The sequence below is a fragment of the Streptomyces sp. NBC_00414 genome (genome assembly GCF_036038375.1).
Lineage (GTDB): Bacteria > Actinomycetota > Actinomycetes > Streptomycetales > Streptomycetaceae > Streptomyces.
The window spans coordinates 4,080,196-4,102,478 of sequence record NZ_CP107935.1 but is presented as its reverse complement, the minus strand read 5'-3'; the positions used below and the strand labels follow the sequence as shown (position 1 = coordinate 4,102,478).

At 71.8% G+C, this 22,283-nt stretch carries 21 protein-coding genes; 9 read left to right on the top strand and 12 right to left on the bottom strand.

Translation table 11 applies throughout. The features are described 5' to 3' along the window. Positions 1-99: 99 nt before the first annotated feature. Complete coding sequence (locus tag OHS59_RS17585) at positions 100-861, top strand: SigE family RNA polymerase sigma factor (protein WP_210880671.1); 762 nt, start codon at positions 100-102, stop codon at positions 859-861. Between the two features lie 369 nt (positions 862-1,230). Here the strand turns inward: OHS59_RS17585 and OHS59_RS17580 are convergent, their stop codons facing one another. Next, the gene (locus OHS59_RS17580) at positions 1,231-1,962 is read right to left on the bottom strand and encodes a uridine kinase (protein WP_443061458.1); all 732 of its coding nucleotides are present in this window, start codon (positions 1,960-1,962) and stop codon (positions 1,231-1,233) included. A 52-nt stretch (positions 1,963-2,014) separates the two neighbouring features. On the opposite strand from OHS59_RS17580, the gene OHS59_RS17575 reads away from it, so the two are divergent. Further along, entirely contained in the window at positions 2,015-2,419 is a 405-nt protein-coding gene (locus OHS59_RS17575; RefSeq protein WP_328494344.1) for a hypothetical protein, read from the top strand. Between the two features lie 119 nt (positions 2,420-2,538). On the opposite strand, the gene OHS59_RS17570 is transcribed toward OHS59_RS17575, so the two are convergent. Genes OHS59_RS17570 through deoC form a run of 3 tightly spaced genes read right to left on the bottom strand, consistent with a single transcriptional unit; the run spans position 2,539 to position 5,923 of the window. Continuing rightward, positions 2,539-3,528: an aldehyde dehydrogenase family protein gene (locus tag OHS59_RS17570; RefSeq protein WP_328494343.1), complete on the bottom strand. Its 990-nt coding sequence runs from the start codon at positions 3,526-3,528 to the stop codon at positions 2,539-2,541. Beyond that, complete coding sequence (locus OHS59_RS17565) at positions 3,521-4,957, bottom strand: aldehyde dehydrogenase family protein (RefSeq protein WP_328494342.1); 1,437 nt, start codon at positions 4,955-4,957, stop codon at positions 3,521-3,523. Before OHS59_RS17565 ends, OHS59_RS17570 begins: the two co-directional genes overlap by 8 nt. Before the next feature lie 6 nt (positions 4,958-4,963). Next, positions 4,964-5,923, bottom strand: coding sequence for a deoxyribose-phosphate aldolase (gene deoC, locus OHS59_RS17560; RefSeq protein WP_328499248.1), 960 nt, complete (start codon positions 5,921-5,923; stop codon positions 4,964-4,966). 675 nt (positions 5,924-6,598) lie between these two features. On the opposite strand from deoC, the gene OHS59_RS17555 reads away from it, so the two are divergent. From OHS59_RS17555 to OHS59_RS17545, 3 genes are all read left to right on the top strand, one after another. Further along, a complete protein-coding gene (locus OHS59_RS17555; protein WP_328494341.1) occupies positions 6,599-7,258 on the top strand; it encodes a PH domain-containing protein in 660 nt (219 codons plus the stop codon). Positions 7,259-7,495: 237 nt separating this feature from the next. Further along, entirely contained in the window at positions 7,496-9,166 is a 1,671-nt protein-coding gene (locus tag OHS59_RS17550; RefSeq protein WP_328494340.1) for a hypothetical protein, read from the top strand. Positions 9,167-9,254: 88 nt separating this feature from the next. Next, positions 9,255-10,133 carry a hypothetical protein gene (locus tag OHS59_RS17545; protein ID WP_328494339.1) on the top strand — a complete coding sequence of 293 codons (879 nt, stop codon included), beginning with the start codon at positions 9,255-9,257 and terminating at the stop codon, positions 10,131-10,133. Positions 10,134-10,178: 45 nt separating this feature from the next. Here OHS59_RS17545 and OHS59_RS17540 read toward each other — a convergent pair whose 3' ends face one another. From OHS59_RS17540 to OHS59_RS17530, 3 genes are all read right to left on the bottom strand, one after another. Further along, positions 10,179-11,810 carry a phospho-sugar mutase gene (locus OHS59_RS17540; protein ID WP_328494338.1) on the bottom strand — a complete coding sequence of 544 codons (1,632 nt, stop codon included), beginning with the start codon at positions 11,808-11,810 and terminating at the stop codon, positions 10,179-10,181. 278 nt (positions 11,811-12,088) lie between these two features. After that, positions 12,089-12,913, bottom strand: coding sequence for a purine-nucleoside phosphorylase (locus OHS59_RS17535; RefSeq protein WP_328494337.1), 825 nt, complete (start codon positions 12,911-12,913; stop codon positions 12,089-12,091). Between the two features lie 122 nt (positions 12,914-13,035). Continuing rightward, entirely contained in the window at positions 13,036-13,473 is a 438-nt protein-coding gene (locus tag OHS59_RS17530; protein WP_107020348.1) for a gamma-glutamylcyclotransferase, read from the bottom strand. A gap of 141 nt (positions 13,474-13,614) precedes the next feature. On the opposite strand from OHS59_RS17530, the gene OHS59_RS17525 reads away from it, so the two are divergent. Both OHS59_RS17525 and OHS59_RS17520 read left to right on the top strand, forming a co-directional pair. Further along, positions 13,615-15,063 (top strand): NAD(P)H-quinone dehydrogenase, encoded by a 1,449-nt coding sequence (locus OHS59_RS17525; RefSeq protein WP_328494336.1) that lies wholly within the window; start codon positions 13,615-13,617, stop codon positions 15,061-15,063. A gap of 227 nt (positions 15,064-15,290) precedes the next feature. After that, on the top strand, positions 15,291-16,217 hold the full coding sequence (locus OHS59_RS17520; protein WP_443061457.1) for a DeoR/GlpR family DNA-binding transcription regulator: 927 nt from the start codon (positions 15,291-15,293) through the stop codon (positions 16,215-16,217). A 153-nt stretch (positions 16,218-16,370) separates the two neighbouring features. On the opposite strand, the gene OHS59_RS17515 is transcribed toward OHS59_RS17520, so the two are convergent. Then, complete coding sequence (locus tag OHS59_RS17515) at positions 16,371-16,937, bottom strand: TetR/AcrR family transcriptional regulator (protein WP_328494334.1); 567 nt, start codon at positions 16,935-16,937, stop codon at positions 16,371-16,373. 246 nt (positions 16,938-17,183) lie between these two features. Further along, positions 17,184-18,956, bottom strand: a complete 1,773-nt coding sequence (locus OHS59_RS17510) for an acetyl/propionyl/methylcrotonyl-CoA carboxylase subunit alpha (protein ID WP_328494333.1) — start codon at positions 18,954-18,956, stop codon at positions 17,184-17,186. Between the two features lie 373 nt (positions 18,957-19,329). Between OHS59_RS17510 and OHS59_RS17505 the strand changes: the two genes are divergently transcribed. Continuing rightward, the gene (locus tag OHS59_RS17505) at positions 19,330-19,812 is read left to right on the top strand and encodes a hypothetical protein (protein WP_328494332.1); all 483 of its coding nucleotides are present in this window, start codon (positions 19,330-19,332) and stop codon (positions 19,810-19,812) included. Positions 19,813-19,876: 64 nt separating this feature from the next. On the opposite strand, the gene OHS59_RS17500 is transcribed toward OHS59_RS17505, so the two are convergent. Further along, positions 19,877-20,497: a Maf family protein gene (locus OHS59_RS17500; protein WP_328494331.1), complete on the bottom strand. Its 621-nt coding sequence runs from the start codon at positions 20,495-20,497 to the stop codon at positions 19,877-19,879. A gap of 63 nt (positions 20,498-20,560) precedes the next feature. Beyond that, complete coding sequence (gene mmpB, locus OHS59_RS17495; protein WP_328494330.1) at positions 20,561-20,689, bottom strand: morphogenic membrane protein MmpB; 129 nt, start codon at positions 20,687-20,689, stop codon at positions 20,561-20,563. 149 nt (positions 20,690-20,838) lie between these two features. On the opposite strand from mmpB, the gene OHS59_RS17490 reads away from it, so the two are divergent. Continuing rightward, a complete protein-coding gene (locus tag OHS59_RS17490; RefSeq protein WP_328494329.1) occupies positions 20,839-21,981 on the top strand; it encodes an SGNH/GDSL hydrolase family protein in 1,143 nt (380 codons plus the stop codon). Positions 21,982-22,058: 77 nt separating this feature from the next. Here OHS59_RS17490 and OHS59_RS17485 read toward each other — a convergent pair whose 3' ends face one another. Beyond that, positions 22,059-22,268: an acyl-CoA carboxylase epsilon subunit gene (locus OHS59_RS17485; protein ID WP_328494328.1), complete on the bottom strand. Its 210-nt coding sequence runs from the start codon at positions 22,266-22,268 to the stop codon at positions 22,059-22,061. Positions 22,269-22,283 lie beyond the last annotated feature (15 nt).

Genomic DNA, 22,283 nt, shown 5'->3' with positions numbered 1-22,283 from the left:
GGCAAGCTTTTGGTCACAGGCAAGGAAGCACCACAGCGAAACAGGCAACGAAGCAAGCGAAGTACCGGAGAACCGGAACTCCACGACGGGGGGCGCGAGATGAACACGCTGCACAGCACCAGCACTGGCGCAGTTGTCACGCGGCTCCACGACGTCACGAGGAGCACCGAGAAGTCCGGTGCCGTGAGCGGGCGGGGGTGCGCTCGCGGCACCGGGCGTCAGCACACCGGGTCGTACATGACGGTGGTTGACGCACATACGGGGGGAAGCGGCACGGGGGTCGCCCACGGGGGAACGGGGGCGGCGTACGGGGAGGTCACGGGGGAGCGGCACTCGGTGTCGGAGGCGGAGTTCACCGCCTACGTCCAGGAGCGCCGCGCCTCCCTGTACGCGACCGCCTACCACCTGACCGGCGACCGTTTCGAGGCCGAGGACCTGCTGCAGAGCGCCCTCTTCTCGACGTACCGGGCGTGGGACCGCATCAGTGACAAGGCCGCGGTCGGGGGCTACCTCCGCCGCACGATGACCAATCTGCACATCAGCGCGTGGCGCCGCCGCAAGCTGAACGAATACCCGACCGAGGAGCTGCCGGAGACGGCCGGCGACACGGACGCGATGCGCGGCACGGAACTGCGCGCGGTCCTGTGGCAGGCGCTCGCCCGGCTCCCCGAACTCCAGCGCACCATGCTGGTCCTGAGGTACTACGAGGGCCGCACGGACCCGGAGATCGCGGAGATCCTCGACATCAGTGTCGGCACGGTGAAGTCCAGCATCTGGCGGTCGCTCCGCCGGCTGCGCGAGGACGACGTCCTCAGCTTCGGCCGTGACGAGGAGGAGTCCTTCGGGGAGCTCGTCGCCTGAAGGCCGAGGGGGGTTGTCCGTCACTCCGGGGGGAGGCGTCGGACAGCACGGGGGAGTTCGTCACTTCGGGGGAGGCGACGAACAGCACGGGGGGAAGTCCGCAACTCCGGGGGGAGGCGGCGGACGACAAGGGGCGGTCCGTCACTTCGGGGGAGGCGGCGGACGGCTCGGGGGAGCAGTACCGGGGGGAGACCAACGGGGTCCGGGGGGACCACGGGGGAGCACGAGAAGCAGCGGGACCGGAAGGGCCGGGGGGCCCAACCGATCCCGCTGCTTTTTGCCTTCAGAGGCGCGGGAACGGCACTCTTCAAGGGGCGCGGGGAACGGCGCAATCTTTTGCTCTTGAGGGGCGCGGGGAACGGCGCGAGATCAGCCCCCACTCACCCGCACGTCACCCACAACCTCCGCCGCGGAGCCGGAAGCCGCGGCCAACCGCGCCAGCGCCTCGTCGCGATCGCACGCGTACGCGCCGAGCGCCGTCTGCCGGGACACGATCGACCGCTCGTCCCGCATCAGCCGCCACCCCCGCCGGAGCAGGAACGGCACGGACTTGCGGCCCTCGCGAAGATCCCGCAGGAACCGCCGCCGGAACGTGGTCACGGCCCCCCGGCTGAGGCACAGCGCGTCGGCCAGCAGCCCCGCCTCCCGGCACCGCTCCACTATCTCCGCCGCGAAGATGCCCTCGGCGATGAAGACCGGGGTCCCCTCGAAGTCGACGACCTCGGACCCCGTGCGCGCGCTCAGCGAGATGTCGTACACGGGAACGTTCGTACGCCCCGTCCCGCACAGCTCCGCGATCGCCGCGACGGCCACGTCCGCGTCCCAGGACAGCGGGTGGTCCCAGTCGATGTCCGAACTCCCCGCCACCTGCGGCAGCGTCGGGTCGTGTCCCTCTTTGTAGAAGTCGTCTAGCCGCAGCACCGGAAGGCCGGAGCGGGCCGCGAGAAGGGACTTGCCGGAGCCGGAGGGGCCGCACAGCAGCACGACACGGGCGGTTGCCGGGGAATTCGGGAGATGGGAACTCACGAGACACCAGTGTGCGGCATCATCCGCTCCCGGCCGAGCCCGCGGGTCGTCTTTGGAGTGCACGTCACCCCTCAACTACCCTACGTGTCGACCTGATTACTTTACGCAGCAGAAGGTGGCAGCAGTCATGGCACGACACTCGGCCTACCAGAACCCGACCGCCCGGCGCGCGTTGCTGGCCCTCACGACCGCGGGGATCGCGGTCGGTGCCGGTGCGACCGCGGCCGTCGCGGACACCGACCCCGTGGTGGACGTGATCCGCACCCGCCCGACCTCGCTGGGCAACATCGACCCGCAGGCCGGACTCCAGGCGCTGACCGGGACCGTCGGGTACGTGACCGGACCGGTCGCGGGACTCAAGCCCAACCCGCTGGCGGGCACGGGCGTCGACCCGCTCGACAACGGGCTCGGCACCCAGATCGCCGACTTCCCGCCGATGGCGACGACCATGCTGACGGCGCCGGTCGCGCAGGCCCAGTCGCTGGGTGCCGTGCCGGTGGTGGGCCAGGTGACGACGCTGCTGAGCAGCTGAACCGTACGGAGCCGCCGGGCGACGCGAGAGAGAGCCGCGCCTCCCCCGGACGGTGGGGAAGCGCGGCTCTCCCGCTCTGGTGGGCCCGCCCCGCTGTGACAGCTACGTCCTGTCGCGGCCTAGTACGACGAGCCGGACGCGCCCAGCGCGCCCGTCGGGTGCCAGACGGTCTTCGTCTCAAGGAAGGCCGTGAGGCGCTCGATGCCGGGCGTGCCGAAGTAATCCACAGGCTGTGGACGGACGACGCGCTTGAGATTGTCGGCCGCCGCGATCTCCAGTTCCTTCGCGAGTGCCTCGTCGGCGCCGGCGAGGTCGATCGCGTTGACGTCCTGGTGGGCCGCGAGCGGGGCCGCGATCTCCGCCGTACCGCCGGAGAGGATGTTGACCACACCGCCCGGGACGTCCGAGGTCGCGAGCACCTCGCCCAGTGACAGGGCGGGGAGCGGGGACTTCTCGCTCGCGATCACGATCGCCGTGTTGCCGGTCGCGATCACCGGGGCGAGTACCGAGACCAGACCGAGGAACGACGACTCCTGGGGGGCCAGGACCGTCACCACACCCGTCGGCTCGGGGGACGAGAGGTTGAAGAACGGGCCCGCCACCGGGTTCCCGCCGCCGACCACCTGGGCGATCTTGTCGGTCCAGCCCGCGTACCAGACCCAGCGGTCGATCGCCGCGTCCACCTGGACGGCGGCCCGGGACTTCGACAGGCCCTCCGCCTCCGCGACCTCCCGTACGAACTGGTCCCTGCGGCCCTCCAGCATCTCCGCGACGCGGTAGAGGATCTGGCCGCGGTTGTACGCGGTCGCGCCGGACCAGCCGCCGAACGCCTTGCGGGCCGCGACGGCCGCGTCACGGGCGTCCTTGCGGCTCGACCTGGGCGCGTTGGCAAGCCACCTGCCCTTGGGATCAGTCACCTCGTACACCCGGCCGCTCTCGGAACGCGGGAACTTCCCGCCGACGTACAGCTTGTAGGTCTTGAAGACGCTCAGGCGCTGCGCCTCGGCCTGTCCGGCCTGCCCGTTCTTCTCGGCCTGCCCGTTCTTCTCGGTCTGGGCGGCCTTCTCGGTGTTCTTGGTGTTCTTGGTGTTCTTCGGCTTGTCAGACATCGAGGTACGCCTCCAGGCCGTGGCGACCGCCCTCGCGGCCGTAGCCCGACTCCTTGTAGCCGCCGAACGGCGAGGTCGGATCGAACTTGTTGAACGTGTTGGACCAGATGACGCCCGCGCGCAGCTTGCTCGCGACCGCCAGGATCCGGGAGCCCTTCTCGGTCCAGATGCCCGCCGAGAGGCCGTACTGGCTGTTGTTGGCCTTCGCGACCGCCTCGTCCGGGGTGCGGAAGGTGAGGACGGACAGGACCGGGCCGAAGATCTCGTCGCGGGCGACGGTGTGCGCCTGGGTGACGTTCGTGAAGAGCGTCGGGGCGAACCAGTAACCGGCGGACGGCAGTTCACAGGCGGGGGACCAGCGCTCGGCGCCCTCGGCCTCGCCCTGCTCGACGAGCGAGGAGATCCGCGCGAGCTGCTCGGCGGAGTTGATCGCGCCGATGTCGGTGTTCTTGTCGAGCGGGTCGCCCAGGCGCAGCGTCGAGAGCCTGCGCTTCAGGGAGTCGAGCAGTTCGTCGTGGATCGACTCCTGGACCAGCAGCCGCGAGCCCGCGCAGCAGACCTGGCCCTGGTTGAAGAAGATGCCCGTGACGATGCCCTCGACGGCCTGGTCGATGGGCGCGTCGTCGAAGACGATGTTCGCACCCTTGCCGCCCAGTTCGAGCGTGACCTTCTTCTTCGTGCCCGCCACCTGGCGGGCGATGGCCTTGCCCACGGCGGTGGAGCCGGTGAAGGCCACCTTGTTCACGTCCGGGTGCTCGACGAGGGCCGCGCCCGCGTCGCCGTAACCGGGAAGGATGTTGACGACGCCCTTGGGCAGCCCCGCCTGGCGGCAGATGTCCGCGAAGAACAGGGCGGACAGGGGGGTCGTCTCGGCGGGCTTCAGCACCACCGTGTTGCCCGTGGCGAGCGCCGGGGCGATCTTCCACGCGAGCATCAGGAGCGGGAAGTTCCAGGGGATGACCTGACCGGCGACGCCGAGGGGGCGGGGGGCCGTGCCGAAGCCGGCGTGTTCGAGCTTGTCGGCCCAGCCCGCGTAGTAGAAGAAGTGCGCGGCCACCAGGGGGAGGTCGGCGTCCCTCGTCTCCTTGATGGGCTTTCCGTTGTCCAGGGTCTCCAGGACGGCCAGTTCGCGGCTGCGTTCCTGGATGATCCGGGCGATGCGGAAGAGGTACTTGGCGCGCTCGGAGCCGGGCAGCGCGGACCACTTCCCGAAGGCCCCGCGGGCGGCCCTGACGGCACGGTCGACGTCCGCCTCACCGGCCCGGGCGACCTCGGAGAGGACTTCCTCGGTGCTCGGGCTGACGGTCTTGAAGACCTTGCCCTCGGCCGCCTCGGTGAACTCACCGTCGATGAACAGGCCGTAGGAAGGGGCGATGTCGACGACGGAGCGGGACTCGGGCGCCGGTGCGTATTCGAATGCGGAAGCCATGATGGATCAGTCCACCGTCACGTAGTCGGGGCCGGAGTAGCGGCCGGTGGCCAGTTTCTGGCGCTGCATCAGCAGGTCGTTCAGCAGGGAGGACGCGCCGAAGCGGAACCAGTGGTTGTCCAGCCAGTCCTCGCCCGCGGTCTCCTTGACCAGCACCAGGAACTTGACGGCGTCCTTCGTGGTGCGGATGCCGCCGGCGGGCTTCACACCTACCTGGATCCCGGTCTGCGCGCGGAAGTCGCGGACGGCCTCCAGCATCAGCAGGGTGTTCGCGGGCGTCGCGTTGACGGCGACCTTGCCCGTCGAGGTCTTGATGAAGTCCGCGCCCGCCAGCATGCCGAGCCAGCTCGCGCGCCGGATGTTGTCGTACGTCGACAGCTCGCCGGTCTCGAAGATGACCTTCAGGCGTGCGGCGCCCGAGGCCTCCTTCACGGCGACGATCTCGTCGTACACCTTCAGGTACCTGCCCGACAGGAACGCGCCGCGGTCGATGACCATGTCGATCTCGTCGGCACCCGCGGCGACGGCGTCCCGCACGTCGGCCAGCTTCACGTCGAGCGCGGCGCGGCCTGCGGGGAAGGCGGTCGCGACGGAGGCGACCAGTACGCCGGAGCCGGCGACGGCCTCCTTGGCGGCGGTCACCATGTCGGGGTAGACGCAGACGGCGGCGGTCGTCGGGGCGGTGCGGTCCGTGGGGTCCGGGTGGACTGCCTTGGCGCCGAGCGCCCGGACCTTGCCGGGGGTGTCCGCGCCTTCCAGCGTCGTCAGGTCGACCATCGAGATGGCGAGGTCGATGGCGTACGCCTTCGCCGTCGTCTTGATGGAACGGGTACCCAGCGAGGCGGCGCGCGCCTCCAGGCCGACCGTGTCGACGCCGGGCAGCCCGTGAAGGAAGCGGCGCAGTGCGCTGTCTGACGCGGTCACGTCCGTGAGGGCGTGGGCTGCGGGGGGTGTGGTGGTGGGCATGGTCACCAGACGAGCATATCTACGCGCGTAGCGGCTGTACACCCCTGGGTGGGCGTGTAGTGGGCCGCTTGCGGGCGGCCCACTGCGGGCCCCCTGCCCGGGGCGGGGGTGGAGCGGCGTGCTCGTCCGCGGGCCCGGTGGGGGCTGGCCGCGCCGCTCCTCATGGGGTGGGAGGTCGGGGGGCGTGCTTGTCCGCGGGTCCGGTGGGGGCTGAGCGCGCAGTTCCCCGCGCCCCTGGCGGGGTGGGGGTGAGGGCGTGCTTGTCCGCGGGTCCGGTGGGTGCTGGCCGCGCAGTTCCCCGCGCCCCTGACGGGGCCCCGGCCCGGGGATGCCCCATCAGGGGGCGCGGGGAACTGCGCGAGCAACCCCCGCACACCCGCAGCCGACGACGCCGCCCATGCGGGGCAGCCCGGTCAGGGGCGCGGGAACGGCGCGCTTGGCCCCCGCCGGGCTCGCAGGTGATGACGGCGCTCGCTCAGGAGTCCCCGTCAGAGGTGCGGGGGATGGCGCGGGTGACCCGTGCCGGGCCCGCGGCCGGCGACGGCCGCACGGGTCGGGGCCCGGGAGGGGCGTGGGGAATTGGGTGGCGGGCTCCGCCGGGGGCCCGCAGCAACAAACGGCGCCCCCCTCCCCCGCGGAGCGACCCCGCGGACGCGGTCAGGCAGAATCGGCAGCATGACGACCCCGGACCACCAGCCCTCCGCACCGGAAACCCCGGAACCCCAGTTCAAGGACCGCGTCTACCGGTCCCCCTCCGGCGTCGCGGGCGGCGTACTCCTGCTCGCGATCGCGGGCTGGCTCGGCATCGACGCGCTGGTCACGGGCGAGGGCCGGACCCCGTGGGTGGCCCTGGCCGCACTGCTGCTGGTGGTGCCGCTGGTCGCCGCCTTCACCCTGCGCCCGGCGGTGTACGCGAACGAGCGACGGATGCGTATCCGTAACCCCTTCCGGGTGATCATGCTGCCCTGGGGAACGGTCGAGACCTTCCGGTCCGGCTACTCGAACGAGGTGCTCGACAAGGCCGGCACCAAGTACCAGGTGTGGGCCGTGCCGGTCTCCCTGCGCGCCCGCAACAGGGCCGCTCGCAAGGAGGCCCGTGGAGACACCGGCGGCGCCCTCGGCCGCCGCGGACAGTCCCCGCACACCACCCCGGTGGCCACCGGACCCGTCCGCGCCCAGGGCGACCAGATCATCGACGAACTGCGGGAACTGGCGGAGGCCCGGGCCAAGGACCCGCAGGCCCAGGGCGACGTGTCGGTGCGGTGGGCCTACGAGATCGTGGCCCCCGCGGCGGCCGGCGCGATCCTGCTCGCGATCCTGCTGGCGACGGGCTGAACACCCGCTCCACCCCGCGCGGAAGGAACCGCCGCCCGGCGCCCGCCGCGGTCGGACGCCGCGCTTGAAGCGGGCCCGACTTGAGGCGATGGCCACGCCGGCCCGTACGAGAGGGCGGCACCCGCATCGGGGGCCGGGGCGTCCGCCGGCCTGAGCGGGTCGTTCCGGTCGCTACTGTCACCACCGGTGCCCGCGCCGGTGTCGGTACCGGCGTTCCCACGCGATCCAGGAGTGCATGTGTCGTACGACGAGCCGCTGAGACTGCCCGCGGCCGCGATACCCGACGACTGCCGGGACTGGACGGCCGGGCGGGCGGCCGGCTGGTCGGCCGTGCTGCCGCCGCGCTGGACGTTCCTGCGGGTCCGCAGGTCGATCGCGGGCGCCGTGACCACCCTCGCGCTCTGCGCGGGCGCCTGGGCCGCGATGCTCGGCGGACTGTGGCCCTTCGTCGCGGCGGGCTTCGCGGTCTACGTCCTGTGGGTGCTCGCGCGGCCCGAACTGGTCTGGGCCGGGGCGCCCGCGCTGCTCCTGGGACTCGCGGTACAGGCGCCGTCCATGCCCTGGGGCGTCACGGCCGTCGGAGCGCTCGTGGTGGTGGCCTCCTGGGCCGCCGTCGCCGTCCGCCTGCGGGCCCGCGGCGCCCAGCTGGAACAGGCCCTGGAGGCCGCCGGGGACGGCACGGCACAGGTCCCGGACGCCGACGCCACCGTGCGGCGCGGGCGCTTCCTGCTCCCGCTCGGCCTCGTGGTCCTCGGTGTCGGTCTGCTCACCGGCGCCACCGCGGGTCTGTGGGGTACGGCCGACGACCAGCGCGGCTCCTGGGTCATGGCCTTCTACCTGGCGGGGCTCGGCATGACCGCCCTGGTCTCGGCGTGGCTCGGCCGCCACCGGGCCGTCGCGCTGCGCCGCGCCCCCGCACCCGTACTGCGCGTTCTCGTACGCGACGACGCGCAGGGCACCACGGAGGTGTACGCGGCGGACGACCTGGCGGCGGTACGGCCGCTGTTCACGGTCGAACTGACCTCGTACGACGGTGAATCGGAAGAGGACGACGACGATGAGGACGAGGACGGTGAGCCGGACTCCGCCGATGCCGACGCCGAGGAACTGGAACGGCTCCTCGACGCGGTGGACGACGACCTCCCCGGGCCGGTCCGCGAGGCCGTCCTCTTCGGCGCCCCCTTCGACGGCGCCGAGGTCGTGGTCCTCAGCGCCGACGAGGACCCCGACCAGCCGCCGCTGACGGAGTGGTCGGCGGGACCGGTCCGCCCCTTGTCGCCGAGCGCCGGTGCACGGCGGGTCGCCAGGGAGAAGGCCCGCGAGCAGCAGAACCGCCAACTGGAGGAACAGGCGAGGGAGTCGGTCGTGGACCGCGTCCCCACCCCGGTGCGCCGCTGGCGTGCGGGCTGGCTGGACTGGGTGGCCGCCGCGCTGCTGGTGCAGTGGGGCGTCTGGCTCACCTGGGCCGGGTTCACCGAGGCCGACCTGCCCTCCTGGAAGCTCGGCCTGGCCGCCGCACTCGGTCTCTACGGAGCCGTCCGCGTCCCCGTGAAACTCGCCTGGCGCATCACGGCGGACCGCTCCGGCCTGTGGGTCACCGGGCTGCGCGGCCCCCGGCACGTCCCCTGGGACGACTTCCGCTCCGTACGCCGCCGGTCCTTCGAGCTGAAGCTCCGCTGGCGGGACGACGGCTGGTCGGTCGCGGCGCCGCGCTGGGCGTGGTTCGAGCGGCGACGCGGACTGGTCCATCCGTACGACGCGCTGGCCGCCGAACTGTCGGCCATGCGCAAGGACCCGGCGCTGCGTCCCACCGGCGAGAGCACCGCCCCCGAACGCGGCCGTCCGCTGTGGCCGTTGGCCGTCGTGCTGGCTCTGCTGTGGGCGGCGGTGCTGGTGGTGTGGGGCTGAGCGGAACGCGGCGGGCACGGTGGGCAACCGCAGGGGCGCCGGTGGCGACCCAGGGGTGAAATCCCGTCCCCCACCAAGGGAGTTCACCGTGCGCAGACATCTGGGAAACCGTCCGGGCCGACATCTGGCACGTCTGGTCACCGTCCTCGCCGCGCTGGTCGCGCTTGCCGCCTCGCCCCTCACACCGGCGGCCCCGGCGGCGCAGGCGGCCGACCAGTGGAACCCGCCCGCGAACCTGGTGCAGCCGCTCGACGAGGTCTGGAACCACGTCTCGTCGACCTACCCGGACCTCTACGGCTTCCGCAACTACGGCTGGGACCAGGTCATGGCCAACCGGGGAAGCATCAACTACTGCGTCCGCTGGGAGTCCGACGCCCCGGTCAGTACGGCGTTGCGGGACCGGATCCACACCGCGCTGAAGAAGCAGTTCGGCAAGTGGACGGCGGCCATGCTGGACAACGGCACGGGCCACAACGCCTGGCCCTACACCAGCGTGCCGGTCAACATCGTCGGCTGGGCGGTCAAGAACCGCTCCACGCTCCAGTGGACCGACAACTCCGTCGACGTCTACGCCGGAAACCTCGACAGCGGGGGCGCCCCGCAGTGCGCGCCCGACTGCGGCCGGTTCTTCCACCAGGACGGCGACTACTCGAAGTGCCCCGGCGGCGCGGCCCGCCACTACGACCAGTCCCTCTGGCTGACCAAGGGCTTCGGCGGCGGCGCCGGCGGGGACTGGGGCCAGCGGGTCGGCCAGGAGTACTTCACGGGCGCGCTGGCCCAGGAGGACATCCACATCTACCTGCACGAGGTCGGCCACACCTTCGGCCTCGACGACTTCTACGACTGGACGCCGACGGGCCAGTGCTGCTTCCTCATGAACGCGGGCAGCGCCACCTACATCACGGAGTTCGACAAATGGATGCTCCGCGACTTCTGGCGCCACCTGAAGAGCCGGTACGGCCTCTGACGGACCGGGGGCGACGGCACCGCCGCCCCCGGTCCGTCAGGCGGTTCAGATGCCGGCCGCCGCCGACAGGTCCCGCTTGACCGCCGACAGCAGCTCCGCCGCCTTCGCGCGCGCCGCCGGGAGGCCGTCATGGGTGTCCACCGGCACCACGACCTCCAGGTAGCACTTCAGCTTCGGCTCCGTACCGCTGGGCCGGACGATGACGCGGGCGCCGTCCAGCGTGTAGCGCAGGCCGTCCGTGGGCGGGAGCGCGTCCGTGCCCAGGGTGAGGTCCTCGGCCCTGGTGACGGACAGGCCCGCGAGGTGCGTGGGCGGCTGTTCGCGCAGCCGGCGCATCGCGTCCGTGATCACGGACAGGTCGTCCACCCGGACCGCGAGCTGGTCCGTGGCGTGCAGGCCGTGCTCGACGGCGAGGTCGTCCAGCAGGTCGAGGAGCGTGCGGTTCTCCGCCTTGAGCTCCGAGGCCAGCTCCGTGATGGCGAGGGCCGCCGTGATGCCGTCCTTGTCCCGTACGCCGTCGGGGTCGACGCAGTAGCCGAGCGCCTCCTCGTAGCCGTACCGCAGACCCTCCACCCGGGCGATCCACTTGAAGCCCGTCAGGGTCTCCTCGTACGGCAGACCCGCCTTCCCGGCGATGCGGCCGAGGAGGGACGAGGAGACGATCGACTCCGCGAAGGTGCCCCGCGCGCCCCGGCGGACGAGGTGTGCCGCGAGGAGCGCGCCCACCTCGTCGCCGCGCAGCATGCGCCAGTCCGCGCCGTCCTTGACGGCCGCGGCGCAGCGGTCCGCGTCGGGGTCGTTCGCGATGATCAGGTCGGGGTCGGTCTCGCGGGCCTTCGCGAAGGCGAGGTCCATCGCGCCGGGCTCTTCCGGGTTGGGGAAGGCGACGGTGGGGAAGTCGGGGTCCGGCTCGGCCTGCTCGGCGACGAGGACGGGTTCCGGGAAGCCGGCCCGGGCGAACGCCGCGAGGAGGGTCTCCTTCCCGACGCCGTGCATCGCTGTGTAGACCGTGCGGGCCGTCCGCGGGGAGCCGGGGGCCAGCACCGCGTCCGTGCGCTCCAGATAGGCGTTCAGGACGCCCTCGTCGAGGGTCTCCCAGCCGGAGTCCGGGCGGGGCACGTCGGCCAGACTCCGGATCGCGGCGATCTCGGCGGCGATCTCCGCGTCCGCAGGGGGCACGATCTGGGAGCCGTCGCCCAGATACACCTTGTAGCCGTTGTCCCGCGGCGGATTGTGGCTGGCCGTCACCTCGACGCCCGCCACCGCGCCCAGATGCCTTATGGCGTACGCGAGTACGGGCGTGGGGAGGGGGCGGGGGAGCACTGCGGCGCGCAGGCCCGCGCCCGTCATGACCGCGGCGGTGTCGCGGGCGAAGTCGGTCGACTTGTGGCGGGCGTCGTAGCCGATGACGACGAGGCCGTCCGTCTGCCCCCTCCCCTTCAGGTACGCGGCGAGGCCGGCGGCGGCGCGGATGACGACCGCGCGGTTCATGCGCATCGGGCCCGCGCCCAGTTCGCCGCGGAGGCCCGCCGTGCCGAACTGGAGGGTGCCGGAGAAGCGTGCGGTGAGCTCCGCGGTGTCCTCGGCGTCGATGAGCTTCGCGAGTTCCTCGCGGGTGTCCGCGTCCGGGTCCTCGGCCAGCCATGCCTTGGCCCGCGCGATGAGTTCGTCCTGCACGAGGGTCGACCTCTCTTCGTTCGTCGTACGTGTCGGTGTACCCCGGCCCGGGGACTTTCTTCGCCCCCGCCGCCCCTACCCGTTCCCGTCCCGCATGGGGGCTGCGCCCCCTCGCCCCCGGTATCGCGCTGACGCGCTCGTCCTCAAACGCCGGACGGGCTGAAGGTGTCCGCCGGTCCGGCTGCATCTCAGCCCGTCCGGCGTTTGAGGACCGGGGGTTCGGGGGCAGCGCCCCCGAGGCAGGTAAGGGACGGGTAGGGGCGGCGGGGGCGAGGAAACTACAGGCGGTCCAGGACCTGGGTGAGGAGCGCCCCCATGTGCGCGGCCGAGTCCCGGCCCGCCTGGAGGACCTCCTCGTGGTTCAACGGCTCACCCGTCATCCCCGCGGCGAGGTTCGTCACCAGGGAGATGCCGAGCACCTCCGCCCCGGCCTCCCGCGCGGCGATCGCTTCGAGCGTGGTCGACATCCCGACCAGGTCCGCCCCGATGACGCGGGCCATCCGGATCTCGGCCGGCGTCTCGTAGTGCGGGCCGGGGAACTGCGCGTACACGCCCTCTTCGAGCGTCGCGTCGATCTCCTTGCACAGCGCCCGCAGCCGCGGCGAGTACAGATCCGTCAGGTCGACGAAGTTCGCGCCGACGATCGGGGACGTCGCCGTCAGGTTGATGTGGTCGCTGATGAGAACCGGCTGCCCGGGGCGCATGCCCTCGCGCAGGCCGCCGCAGCCGTTGGTCAGCACGATGGTCTTGCAGCCGGCGGCCACGGCCGTCCGGACGCCGTGCGCGACGGCTGCGACCCCGCGGCCCTCGTAGTAGTGGGTGCGGCCCAGGAACACGAGCGCCCGCTTGTCGCCGATCTGGTACGAGCGGACCGTGCCGCCGTGCCCCTCGACCGCCGGCGGCGGGAAACCGGGCAGGTCGGTGACCTGGAACTCGGCATCGGGGTCGCCGAGGGCATCCACGGCCGGCGCCCAGCCGGAGCCCATCACGAGGGCGACGTCGTGGGTCTCGGCGCCCGAGAGTTCCCGCAGGCGCGCGGCGGCGGCGTCGGCGGCGGCGTACGGGTCGCCCTGGATGTCGTCCGGAAGAAGAGATGCGTTCACGCGCATGAGGGTAGCCGCTCAGGGCCTACGCGCGTAGATGTTGATGGTCACGGGTTTGCGATCGTTGTCTTGTTGTTTCCGCCAAAGCCTGTCGACACCCGCCGACAGCAGGGGCCCGTGGGTCAGCAGGGGCGCTTGCGCAGCTCCATCACGTAGTCGTGCGGGGCGCCCGCCGACTCCGCCGCGTCCGCGAGCTCGCCGAGGTAACGGGCCGAGGGGAGCCCTCCCTCGTAACCGTTGAGGACGTACAGCCACGCCGACTCCTCGCCCTCCAGCGTGTGGATCCGTACGCGCATCCGCCGGTAGATGTCGAGGCCGACACCCTCCCAGCGGTCCAGGGACTCCTCGTCCGGGGGCGCGATGTCGTACAGCGCCACGAAGACCTGGGAACGCGGGGCCTCGACGATGGTCGCCAGCGCGCCCTCCCAGCCCATGTGCTCGCCGCCGAACGTCAGCCGCCAGCCGTTGAGCCACCCCGTGGCGCGCAGCGGCGAGTGGGGTGCGCGGCGCGTCATGAGCCGCGGGTCGAGATTGCCGGCGTACGCGGCGTAGAGCGACATGGGACCGAGGGTACGGCAGCCGACGCATGTGACTCTCCCGTAACCGGAGCCCCGGTTCGCACGCCCGTGCCACCCGGATCGCACACCCGCGGCACCCGGACGGAGCCCCCGGGGCGGAAGCACCTTGAAGCGTGCGGGACAATGGAGTACGTGACTCGGATCGTGATCATTGGCGGCGGACCCGGCGGATACGAAGCGGCCCTGGTGGCCGCGCAGCTCGGCGCGGAGGTGACCGTCGTCGACTGCGACGGCCTGGGCGGTGCGTCGGTGCTCACCGACTGCGTGCCGTCCAAGACCCTCATCGCGACGGCCGAGGTGATGACCACCTTCGACTCCTCGTACGAGGAACTGGGGATCATCGTCGCCGACGACACCCCTCACATCGACACGCCCGCGCGGGTCGTCGGTGTCGACCTCGGCAAGGTCAACCGCCGTGTGAAGCGGCTCGCGCTCGCCCAGTCCCACGACATCACGGCCTCCGTGACGCGTGCCGGGGCGCGGGTGCTGCGCGGCCGCGGCCGGCTGGAGGGCATGCAGGGCCTGGACGGCTCGCGCAAGGTCGTCGTACGGGCCGCGGACGGCAGCGAGGAGACGCTCGTCGCCGACGCCGTGCTCATCGCCACCGGCGGGCACCCCCGCGAGCTGGCCGACGCGCAGCCGGACGGCGAGCGCATCCTGAACTGGACCCAGGTCTACGACCTCGACGAGCTCCCCGAGGAGCTCATCGTGGTCGGCTCCGGTGTCACCGGCGCCGAGTTCGCCGGCGCCTACCAGGCCCTCGGCTCGCGGGTCACGCTCGTCTCCAGCCGCGACCGCGTGCTGCCGGGCGAGGACCCGGACGCGGCGGCCGTCCTCGAGGACGTGTTCCGGCGGCGCGGCATGAACGTCATGGCCCGCTCGCGCGCCGCGTCCGCCAAGCGCGTGGGCGACCGGGTCGAGGTGACGCTCGCCGACGGCCGCGTCATCACCGGCTCGCACTGCCTGATGGCCGTCGGCGCCATCCCGAACAGCGACGGCATGGGCCTGGAGGAGGCCGGGGTCAAGGTCCGCGAGTCCGGGCACATCTGGACCGACAAGGTCTCCAGGACCACCGCCCCCGGCGTGTACGCGGCCGGTGACGTCACCGGGATCTTCGCGCTCGCCTCCGTGGCCGCCATGCAGGGCCGTATCGCCATGTACCACTTCCTCGGTGACGCGGTCGCCCCGCTCAACCTGAAGACGGTGTCGTCGAACGTCTTCACCGACCCCGAGATCGCCACCGTCGGCTACTCGCAGGCCGACGTCGACGGCGGTGTCATCGACGCCCGCTGCGTGAAGCTGCCCCTGCTGCGCAACCCGCGCGCCAAGATGCAGGGCATCCGGGACGGCTTCGTGAAGATCTTCTGCCGTCCGGGCACCGGGATCGTCGTCGGCGGTGTGGTCGTCGCGCCGCGCGCCTCGGAACTCATCCACCCGATCTCCCTCGCGGTCGACAACAACCTGACCGTCGAACAGATCGCGAAGGCGTTCACCGTGTATCCGTCCCTCTCGGGCTCGATCGCCGAGGTGGCCCGGCAGCTGCACACCCGGAAGTCCACGGGCGAGGGCTGAGACGAATAGCGATTCCTCGCTGGTCACAGGGAGTGGCGGGCCCGTCGGTCACGGGGAGTCGCGGACCATTCGCGCGGCATAGTCGCCGTGATTAGGCGCGTATACCACTTCGGGTCCGGCCATGCGAACAACTTCTGTTATTCGGCGAAAACTGCTGAAAGCAGACGGTCGTTGGGGTTACTGTCAGTTTCGTGTTCGCTGCAGAACGTCGCCAATTGATCCTCGAAATGGTGCGAGCAAATGGAGCCGTGTCGCTCCGTGAGCTCGCCCGCGTCGTCCAGACCTCCGAAGTGACCGTACGGCGGGACGTGCGTGCACTGGAGGCAGAAGGACTCCTCGACCGCCGACATGGCGGTGCGGTATTGCCGGGCGGCTTCACGCGGGAGTCCGGCTTTCCGCAGAAATCTCATCTCGCGACCGCTGAGAAGACGGCCATCGCCGACCTTGCCGCGGGCCTCGTCGAAGAGGGCGAGGCCATTGTGGTGGGGGCGGGAACCACCACGCAGGAGCTGGCTCGCCGGCTCGCGCGGGTGCCGGGGCTGACCGTCGTCACCAACTCCCTGCTGGTGGCCCAGGCGTTGGCCCATGCCAACCGTGTGGAAGTCGTGATGACCGGCGGCACCCTGCGCGGTTCCAACTACGCCCTGGTGGGCAGCGGGGCCGAGCAGTCCCTCCAGGGGCTGCGGGTCTCCCGGGCCTTCCTGTCCGGAAGCGGGCTGACCGCGGAACGCGGCCTGTCCACCTCCAACATGCTGTCGGCCTCCGTCGACCGCGCGCTCGTCCAGGCGGCCGCCGAGGTCGTCGTCCTGGCCGATCACACCAAGCTCGGCGCCGACACGATGTTCCAGACGGTGCCGACCGATGTGATCACTCGGCTGGTCACGGACGAGCCACCGGCCCAGGACGACCGCGCGGCCACCGAACTGCAGGCCCTGGCCGACCAGGGCGTACAGATCGCGGTGGCCGGAGCCGGCGGATCGGGCGGCGATACGGTCCCGGCGGGGCGCCAGCCGCCGCGCCGGGACGTGCCGCTGCCCGGCCCCCGACGCGGCCAGGTGCCCGGCGGAGCACCGCAGTTGCGCAGCGCCGCGGCGGTGCTGGGCGATCAGGCCCAGAGCGAGCGGGCGCGCGTCGCGGATATGCGCAGACGTTGACGCGACAGAGCCGGGGCTGACGGACGGCGGTCCAGTCCGTACGTCAGCGCGTACGTCGGCCCGACGCCGGTACGTGTGCCGGTGCGTGCGCCGGAGCGGCTGCCGGAACGGCTGAAGACGCCGCGCCGGTAGTCCCGTCCGGTGTGCGCGGCGTCAGGCTTTGAGGCCCCGCAGTGTCAGCGCCAGCAGGCGGTCGGCCAACTCCGGGTCACCCGGGGTCTCTTCGGCGGCCAACGCGATCGCGTTGGTCAGCTGAAGCAGATCACCGATGGAGACACCGGTGCGTACGGAGCCTGCCCGCTGCGCCCGTGTGAGGAGGGCACTGCCCGCCTCGCGCATCGGGCCGCTGCACTGCGCGAGCGCCGAGGCCTCGTCGTGCGAGGCCGACATGAGCGCGCGCGACAGCCCGCGGTACTCACTCGCATGAGTGATGACGGCGCGCAGCCAGTCCACGAGCGCCGTGCACGGCTGCGGGTCGTCGAGGAGTTCGCGCGAGCGGTTCAGCAGATCGCTCACCGCGTCGGCGAAGACCGCGTTCAGCAGGGCGTGACGGTTCGGGAAGTGCCGGTACAGGGTGCCGATGCCCACGCCCGCGCGTTTCGCCACGTCCTCCAGGGAGGCGTCGGCGCCGTGCTGGGCGAACGTGGCCCGTGCCTCCGCGATCAGGCGGGTGTGGTTGCGGCGGGCGTCCGCGCGCATCCCTGCCGGGGGGTTGGCCATGGGTTCAGCTTGCCCTCTCTTGCCGGATGGCCTCCGGCCAGGGGTGCGATGGCCTCCGGCCAGGGGTGCGAGGCCGTCTCGGCGGCCCTGTGACGGCCGTCCGGAGGCTGCGGGCCGGTGGGGACTGGTCGCGCAGTTCCCCGCGCCCCTTCGGGCGCCCGACGGGGCGCGACAGTCCCAGGTACCCGAAGCGCCCGGCGGAGAGGATTCTGCCGCCGGGCGCCTGGGAATGACGGGTGGGCCGGGTCAGTCCTTGATCTCGCAGATGACCGCGCCGGAGGTGAGGGAGGCGCCCACCTCGGCGGCCAGGGCCTTGATGGTGCCCGAGCGGTGGGCGTTGAGGGGCTGTTCCATCTTCATGGCCTCCAGGACGACGATCAGGTCGCCCTCCTTGACCTCCTGGCCCTCCTCGACGGCCACCTTCACGATGGTGCCCTGCATGGGCGAGGCGAGGGTGTCGCCGGAGGCGGCCGGGCCGGACTTCTTGGCCGCGCGCCGCTTCGGGCGGGCGCCCGCCGCGAGTCCCGTACGGGCCAGGGACATGCCCAGTGAGGACGGCAGGGAGACTTCGAGGCGCTTGCCGCCGACCTCGACGACCACCGTCTCACGGCCCGGCTCGTCGTCCAGGTCGGAGTCCGCGGGAGCGGTGAACGCCGGGATCTCGTTGACGAACTCGGTCTCGATCCAGCGGGTGTGGACCGTGAAGGGATCCGCGGACCCGGTCAGCTCGGGGGCGAAGGCGGGGTCGGCGACGACCGCGCGGTGGAAGGGGATGGCCGTGGCCATGCCTTCCACGGTGAACTCCTCCAGCGCACGCGCGGCCCGCTGCAGGGCCTGCTCACGGGTGGCGCCGGTGACGATCAGCTTGGCGAGCAGGGAGTCCCACGCCGGGCCGATCACACTGCCGGACTCCACGCCCGCGTCCAGGCGCACGCCCGGGCCGGACGGCGGGGCGAAGGTGGTGACGGTGCCGGGGGCGGGCAGGAAGCCGCGGCCCGGGTCCTCGCCGTTGATGCGGAACTCGAAGGAATGCCCGCGCAGCGGCGGGTCGTCGTAACCGAGCACCTCGCCGTCGGCGATACGGAACATCTCGCGGACGAGGTCGATACCGGAGACCTCCTCGGTGACCGGGTGCTCGACCTGCAGACGGGTGTTGACCTCCAGGAAGGAGATCGTGCCGTCCGCGCCGACCAGGAACTCGACGGTGCCCGCGCCGACGTACCCGGCCTCCTTGAGGATCGCCTTGGAGGACGCGTACAGCTCGGCGACCTGGGCGTCGGAGAGGAACGGCGCGGGCGCCTCCTCGACGAGCTTCTGGTGGCGGCGCTGCAGCGAGCAGTCACGGGTGGAGACGACCACCACGTTGCCGTGGGAGTCGGCCAGGCACTGGGTCTCCACGTGGCGGGGCTTGTCGAGGTAGCGCTCCACGAAGCACTCGCCGCGGCCGAACGCGGCCACCGCCTCGCGCACCGCCGAGTCGAACAGCTCGGGAATCTCTTCGAGGGTGCGGGCCACCTTCAGACCACGGCCGCCACCGCCGAAGGCGGCCTTGATCGCGATCGGCAGCCCGTGCTCCTGGGCGAAGGCGACGACCTCGTCGGCCCCGGGCACCGGGTCCGGCGTACCGGCGACCAGCGGCGCGCCGGCGCGCTGGGCGATGTGCCGGGCCGCGACCTTGTCACCGAGGTCGCGGATCGCCTGCGGCGGCGGGCCGATCCAGGTCAGCCCGGCGTCCAGGACGGCCTGGGCGAAGTCGGCGTTCTCCGAGAGGAAGCCGTATCCGGGATGGATCGCGTCCGCCCCGGAGTCCTTGGCGGCCTGCAGCACCTTGGCGATGTCGAGATAACTGCTCGCCGGGGTGTCACCGCCCAGCGCGAACGCCTCGTCCGCGGCCCGCACATGCAGTGCGTCCCGGTCCGGCTCGGCGTACACCGCCACGCTCGCGATACCGGCATCGCGGCACGCCCGGGCGACACGAACAGCGATTTCGCCTCGGTTGGCGATCAACACCTTGCGCACGTTGGCTCCCTCTCCTTGAAACAAGCCGAGTTTAGGGACTGCCGACACGTCGTTTCGACCCGTCCCCGATGGTGAGCTTGCCCACACGGAGCGTGATACAAGGCCCGCTCGCCCGCGAAATCCCTTGTCGCACCTCGGTACGCAGGGGGCTTGCCTTGAACCCTAGCCCGCCGATGTGGTCAAGGTCTCTGTGAGAGCGTGCTGCGCGACACTCCGTTTCTTTGTGGAGTCCCTACGAATGGCCCAACGATTCTTTGCCCTCCGCAGATCCCTTGTCCCAGGGTTTACTCGTTAGTAGCGTGCTGGCTGTCTCCAACGTACTTGGGGTAACAGCGGCCCTGCTCGGGCGGAAGTCGAAAGTGGGTGGGGGCCGGTGGTCCGCAGACCGGTGGCATGGGTGACCGCGATCGTGCTCTTCGTGGAGGCGGTGGGCATCGCGTGGGTCAACTGGTTCATGGGGGTCGTCGTCGACCGGCAGGACATGTCCCTGGCGGGGCTCGACCCGGACGTGATGTCCACGTCGTCGAAGGTCGCGGGCCTGCTCTTCGGCCTCTACTTCGCGCTCTGCGGCTTCACCGCGCTGCGCGTCGGCCTGCGTGACCGGGCGCCCGCGGGCATCGGCCGCATCCTGCTGATCAGCGCGGCGGTGGTGCACGCCCTGCTCGGGGCGTTCACGGTCGGCCTGGTGGGCTGGGGCGCGTTCGCCTTCATGATGGTCGTGCTCGGGCTGATCGTGCTCATCTTCATGACGTACGACCGCCGAGACGCCGCGGCGCCCGAGGTGAAGCCGGATCCGGGCCCCGCGAGTCCTGAGGACGGTGTCCTGCCTCCGCCCCCGGCGCCTTCGGCCTCCTGACCCACCGGGGCCCGGCCCGCGGGCCGGTCTCCCGCGTCAGCTCTCGTACGTCATTTCTCGTAGGTCACTTCTCGCGCGGGGTCCACAAGTCGGTGATGCCGACGCCCAGTTTCGCCAGCAGACGGCGTACCAGGGGCAGCGAGAGCCCGATGACGTTGCCGTGGTCGCCGTCGATGCCGTCGACGAACGGGGCGGAGCGGCCGTCGAGCGTGAACGCCCCGGCGACATGGAGCGGTTCGCCCGAGGCCACGTACGTGGCGATCTCGGCGTCGGTCGGTTCGCCGAAGCGGACGACGGTGGACGCGACGCCCGACGTGTGCCGGCCGGCCGCCGTGTCCCACACGCAGTGGCCGGTCTGCAGGATGCCCGCCCGGCCGCGCATCGACTTCCAGCGCGCGGTCGCCTCCTCGGCGTCGGCCGGCTTGCCGTAGGCCACGCCGTCCAGTTCGAGCACCGAGTCGCAGCCGATCACCAGGGCGCCGATGACCTCGGGCCGCGCCGCCACCACGGACGCCTTCGCCTCGGCGAGGGCGAGTGCCAGTTCGGCGGGGGTCGGGGCGGTCACGGCGTCCTCGTCGACCCCGCTGACGATGACCTCGGGGTCGAGCCCGGCCTGCCGCAGCAGTCCGAGCCGGGCGGGGGACTGGGAGGCGAGAACGAGCCTGCGGCGTGGCTGATCAGTCATGCGGTCAGCGTATCGGCGGGGCCGCGGCGGCTCACATCAGGCCGAGCCCGCATCGGGCCGGGCTCACATCAGGCCGAGGATGATCATCGCGAGCACCACGGCCAGCGCCATGAGAACGCCGAGCCGCCGCAACATGTCCTGCATGTCGCGCAGCTCCTTCGGCGGCTCGTTCTCCGGATCGGACCACAACATTCCACGATGGTGACTCCGGCCCGGACGCGGACGCCTGAGTACGCGTACTCATCTTAGCTAAAGGGTCTCTGATTCCATTAGTGGGTCGATCGCTGCTACCGTTGCCTCCATCACTAAAGGGACTAGGATCCCATTAGGAGGGAATCGCTGTGTTCACCACCGCCTGGACCGCCTCTCCGCAGTCGCCCAGCACCGGCTTCACCCCCAACTGGTCGCAGGAGGGCTTCTGGCGCCAGTCGCTGCGTCAGGTCGTCCGCCTCACCGCGGGCGGCGACCGCGTCCGGATCCGCCTCTCGAACGTGTACGGGACCTCCCCGCTGCGGATCGCGGGCGCGAGCCTCGCCCGCGCGGACCTCGGTGCCGCCGTACGGTCCGAACCGGTGCGGCTCACCTTCGGCGGGTCCGCGTCCGCCGAGATCCCGGCGCGCGCGGAGACCGTCGGGGACGCGGCCGAACTCGCCGTGGAAGCGGGGGAATCGGTGACCGTCACCCTGCACCTCGACGCCGTCACCGGACCCGCCACCTTCCACGCGCAGGCCTTCGCGACCAGCTACCGGGGCGCGGGCGACCTGCTGGACGACACCGGGGGCGCGGGCTTCGACGAGACCACCGAGTCCTGGTACTTCCTGTCCGGCGTCGATGTCGGCGCAGGCGATCTCTCCGCCGGGCGCACCGACGGCGTGGCGCTCTTCGGGGACTCGATCACCGACGGGTTCGGGTCCACGCCGGGCGCGAACCGCAGATGGTCCGACGCCCTCGCCGCGCGCACCGGGCGGCCCGTGCTCAACGCGGGCATCGGCGGGAACCTGCTGCTCAACGACTCGGCCTGGTACGGGGAGAAGGGCGTCCACCGGCTGGAGCGGGACGTGCTCGGCAGGGCCGGCGTCGGCACCCTCGTCGTGTTGCTCGGGCTCAACGACATCGGGTTCAGCGAGGCACCGTCGGAGCCCACGTATCGGCCCGCGCCGCGTGTCGAGGCGGGGGAGCTCGTCGCGGGGCACCGGGAGTTGATACGGCAGGCGCGGTCCCGGGGGGTGCGGGTCGTGGGGGCGACGCTTCTGCCCTTCGGGGGGTCCGACCACTGGGGGGAGCGGGCGGCGAAGGTGAGTCACGAGTTGAACGAGTGGATTCGTCGCTCGGGGGAGTACGACGGGGTGGCCGACCTGCACCGGGCGCTGGGCGCGGCCGGTGGGGCCGATGTGCTGTGCGGGGCGTACGACTTCGGCGATCACCTGCACCCGAATGACGCGGGGTATCAGGTGATGGCCGAAGTCGTCAGCTCGGTTCTCTGACCGCGGGCCGGTGGGGGCCGGGCGCGCCCCGCGGCGGAGCCGCAGAATGTCACAGCCCCGCGCCTACCGGGCTGCCCCTATCGGGGCCAGAAGGTGTGGGCCCAGGCCTGTGGGCCCGGGATCGGCAGGCGGTTCCGGGCGACCCGGGACGGGTCGGACCACGCGTCCCTTTCCTGCGCCGCGCCGGGCGGGGCCGTGGCCGCCGCCGCGGCGCGGGCCCTGACCACCGCCAGTGCGGCGGCCAGCTCCTCGGGGGTCGGGTTGCCCCGTACGACCTTGATGTTCATGACGGCTCCCAGCCG

Coding starts and splice junctions, on each gene's coding strand:
- mmpB (WP_328494330.1), bottom strand. CDS start 20,689: ATGTTGTGGTCCGATCCGGAGAACGAGCCGCCGAAGGAGCTGCGCGAC.
- OHS59_RS17585 (WP_210880671.1), top strand. CDS start 100: ATGAACACGCTGCACAGCACCAGCACTGGCGCAGTTGTCACGCGGCTC.
- OHS59_RS17575 (WP_328494344.1), top strand. CDS start 2,015: ATGGCACGACACTCGGCCTACCAGAACCCGACCGCCCGGCGCGCGTTG.
- OHS59_RS17485 (WP_328494328.1), bottom strand. CDS start 22,268: ATGAACATCAAGGTCGTACGGGGCAACCCGACCCCCGAGGAGCTGGCC.
- OHS59_RS17570 (WP_328494343.1), bottom strand. CDS start 3,528: ATGTCTGACAAGCCGAAGAACACCAAGAACACCAAGAACACCGAGAAG.
- OHS59_RS17515 (WP_328494334.1), bottom strand. CDS start 16,937: ATGGCCAACCCCCCGGCAGGGATGCGCGCGGACGCCCGCCGCAACCAC.
- OHS59_RS17520 (WP_443061457.1), top strand. CDS start 15,291: ATGGTGCGAGCAAATGGAGCCGTGTCGCTCCGTGAGCTCGCCCGCGTC.
- deoC (WP_328499248.1), bottom strand. CDS start 5,923: ATGCCCACCACCACACCCCCCGCAGCCCACGCCCTCACGGACGTGACC.
- OHS59_RS17530 (WP_107020348.1), bottom strand. CDS start 13,473: ATGTCGCTCTACGCCGCGTACGCCGGCAATCTCGACCCGCGGCTCATG.
- OHS59_RS17565 (WP_328494342.1), bottom strand. CDS start 4,957: ATGGCTTCCGCATTCGAATACGCACCGGCGCCCGAGTCCCGCTCCGTC.
- OHS59_RS17555 (WP_328494341.1), top strand. CDS start 6,599: ATGACGACCCCGGACCACCAGCCCTCCGCACCGGAAACCCCGGAACCC.
- OHS59_RS17525 (WP_328494336.1), top strand. CDS start 13,615: ATGGAGTACGTGACTCGGATCGTGATCATTGGCGGCGGACCCGGCGGA.
- OHS59_RS17500 (WP_328494331.1), bottom strand. CDS start 20,497: ATGACTGATCAGCCACGCCGCAGGCTCGTTCTCGCCTCCCAGTCCCCC.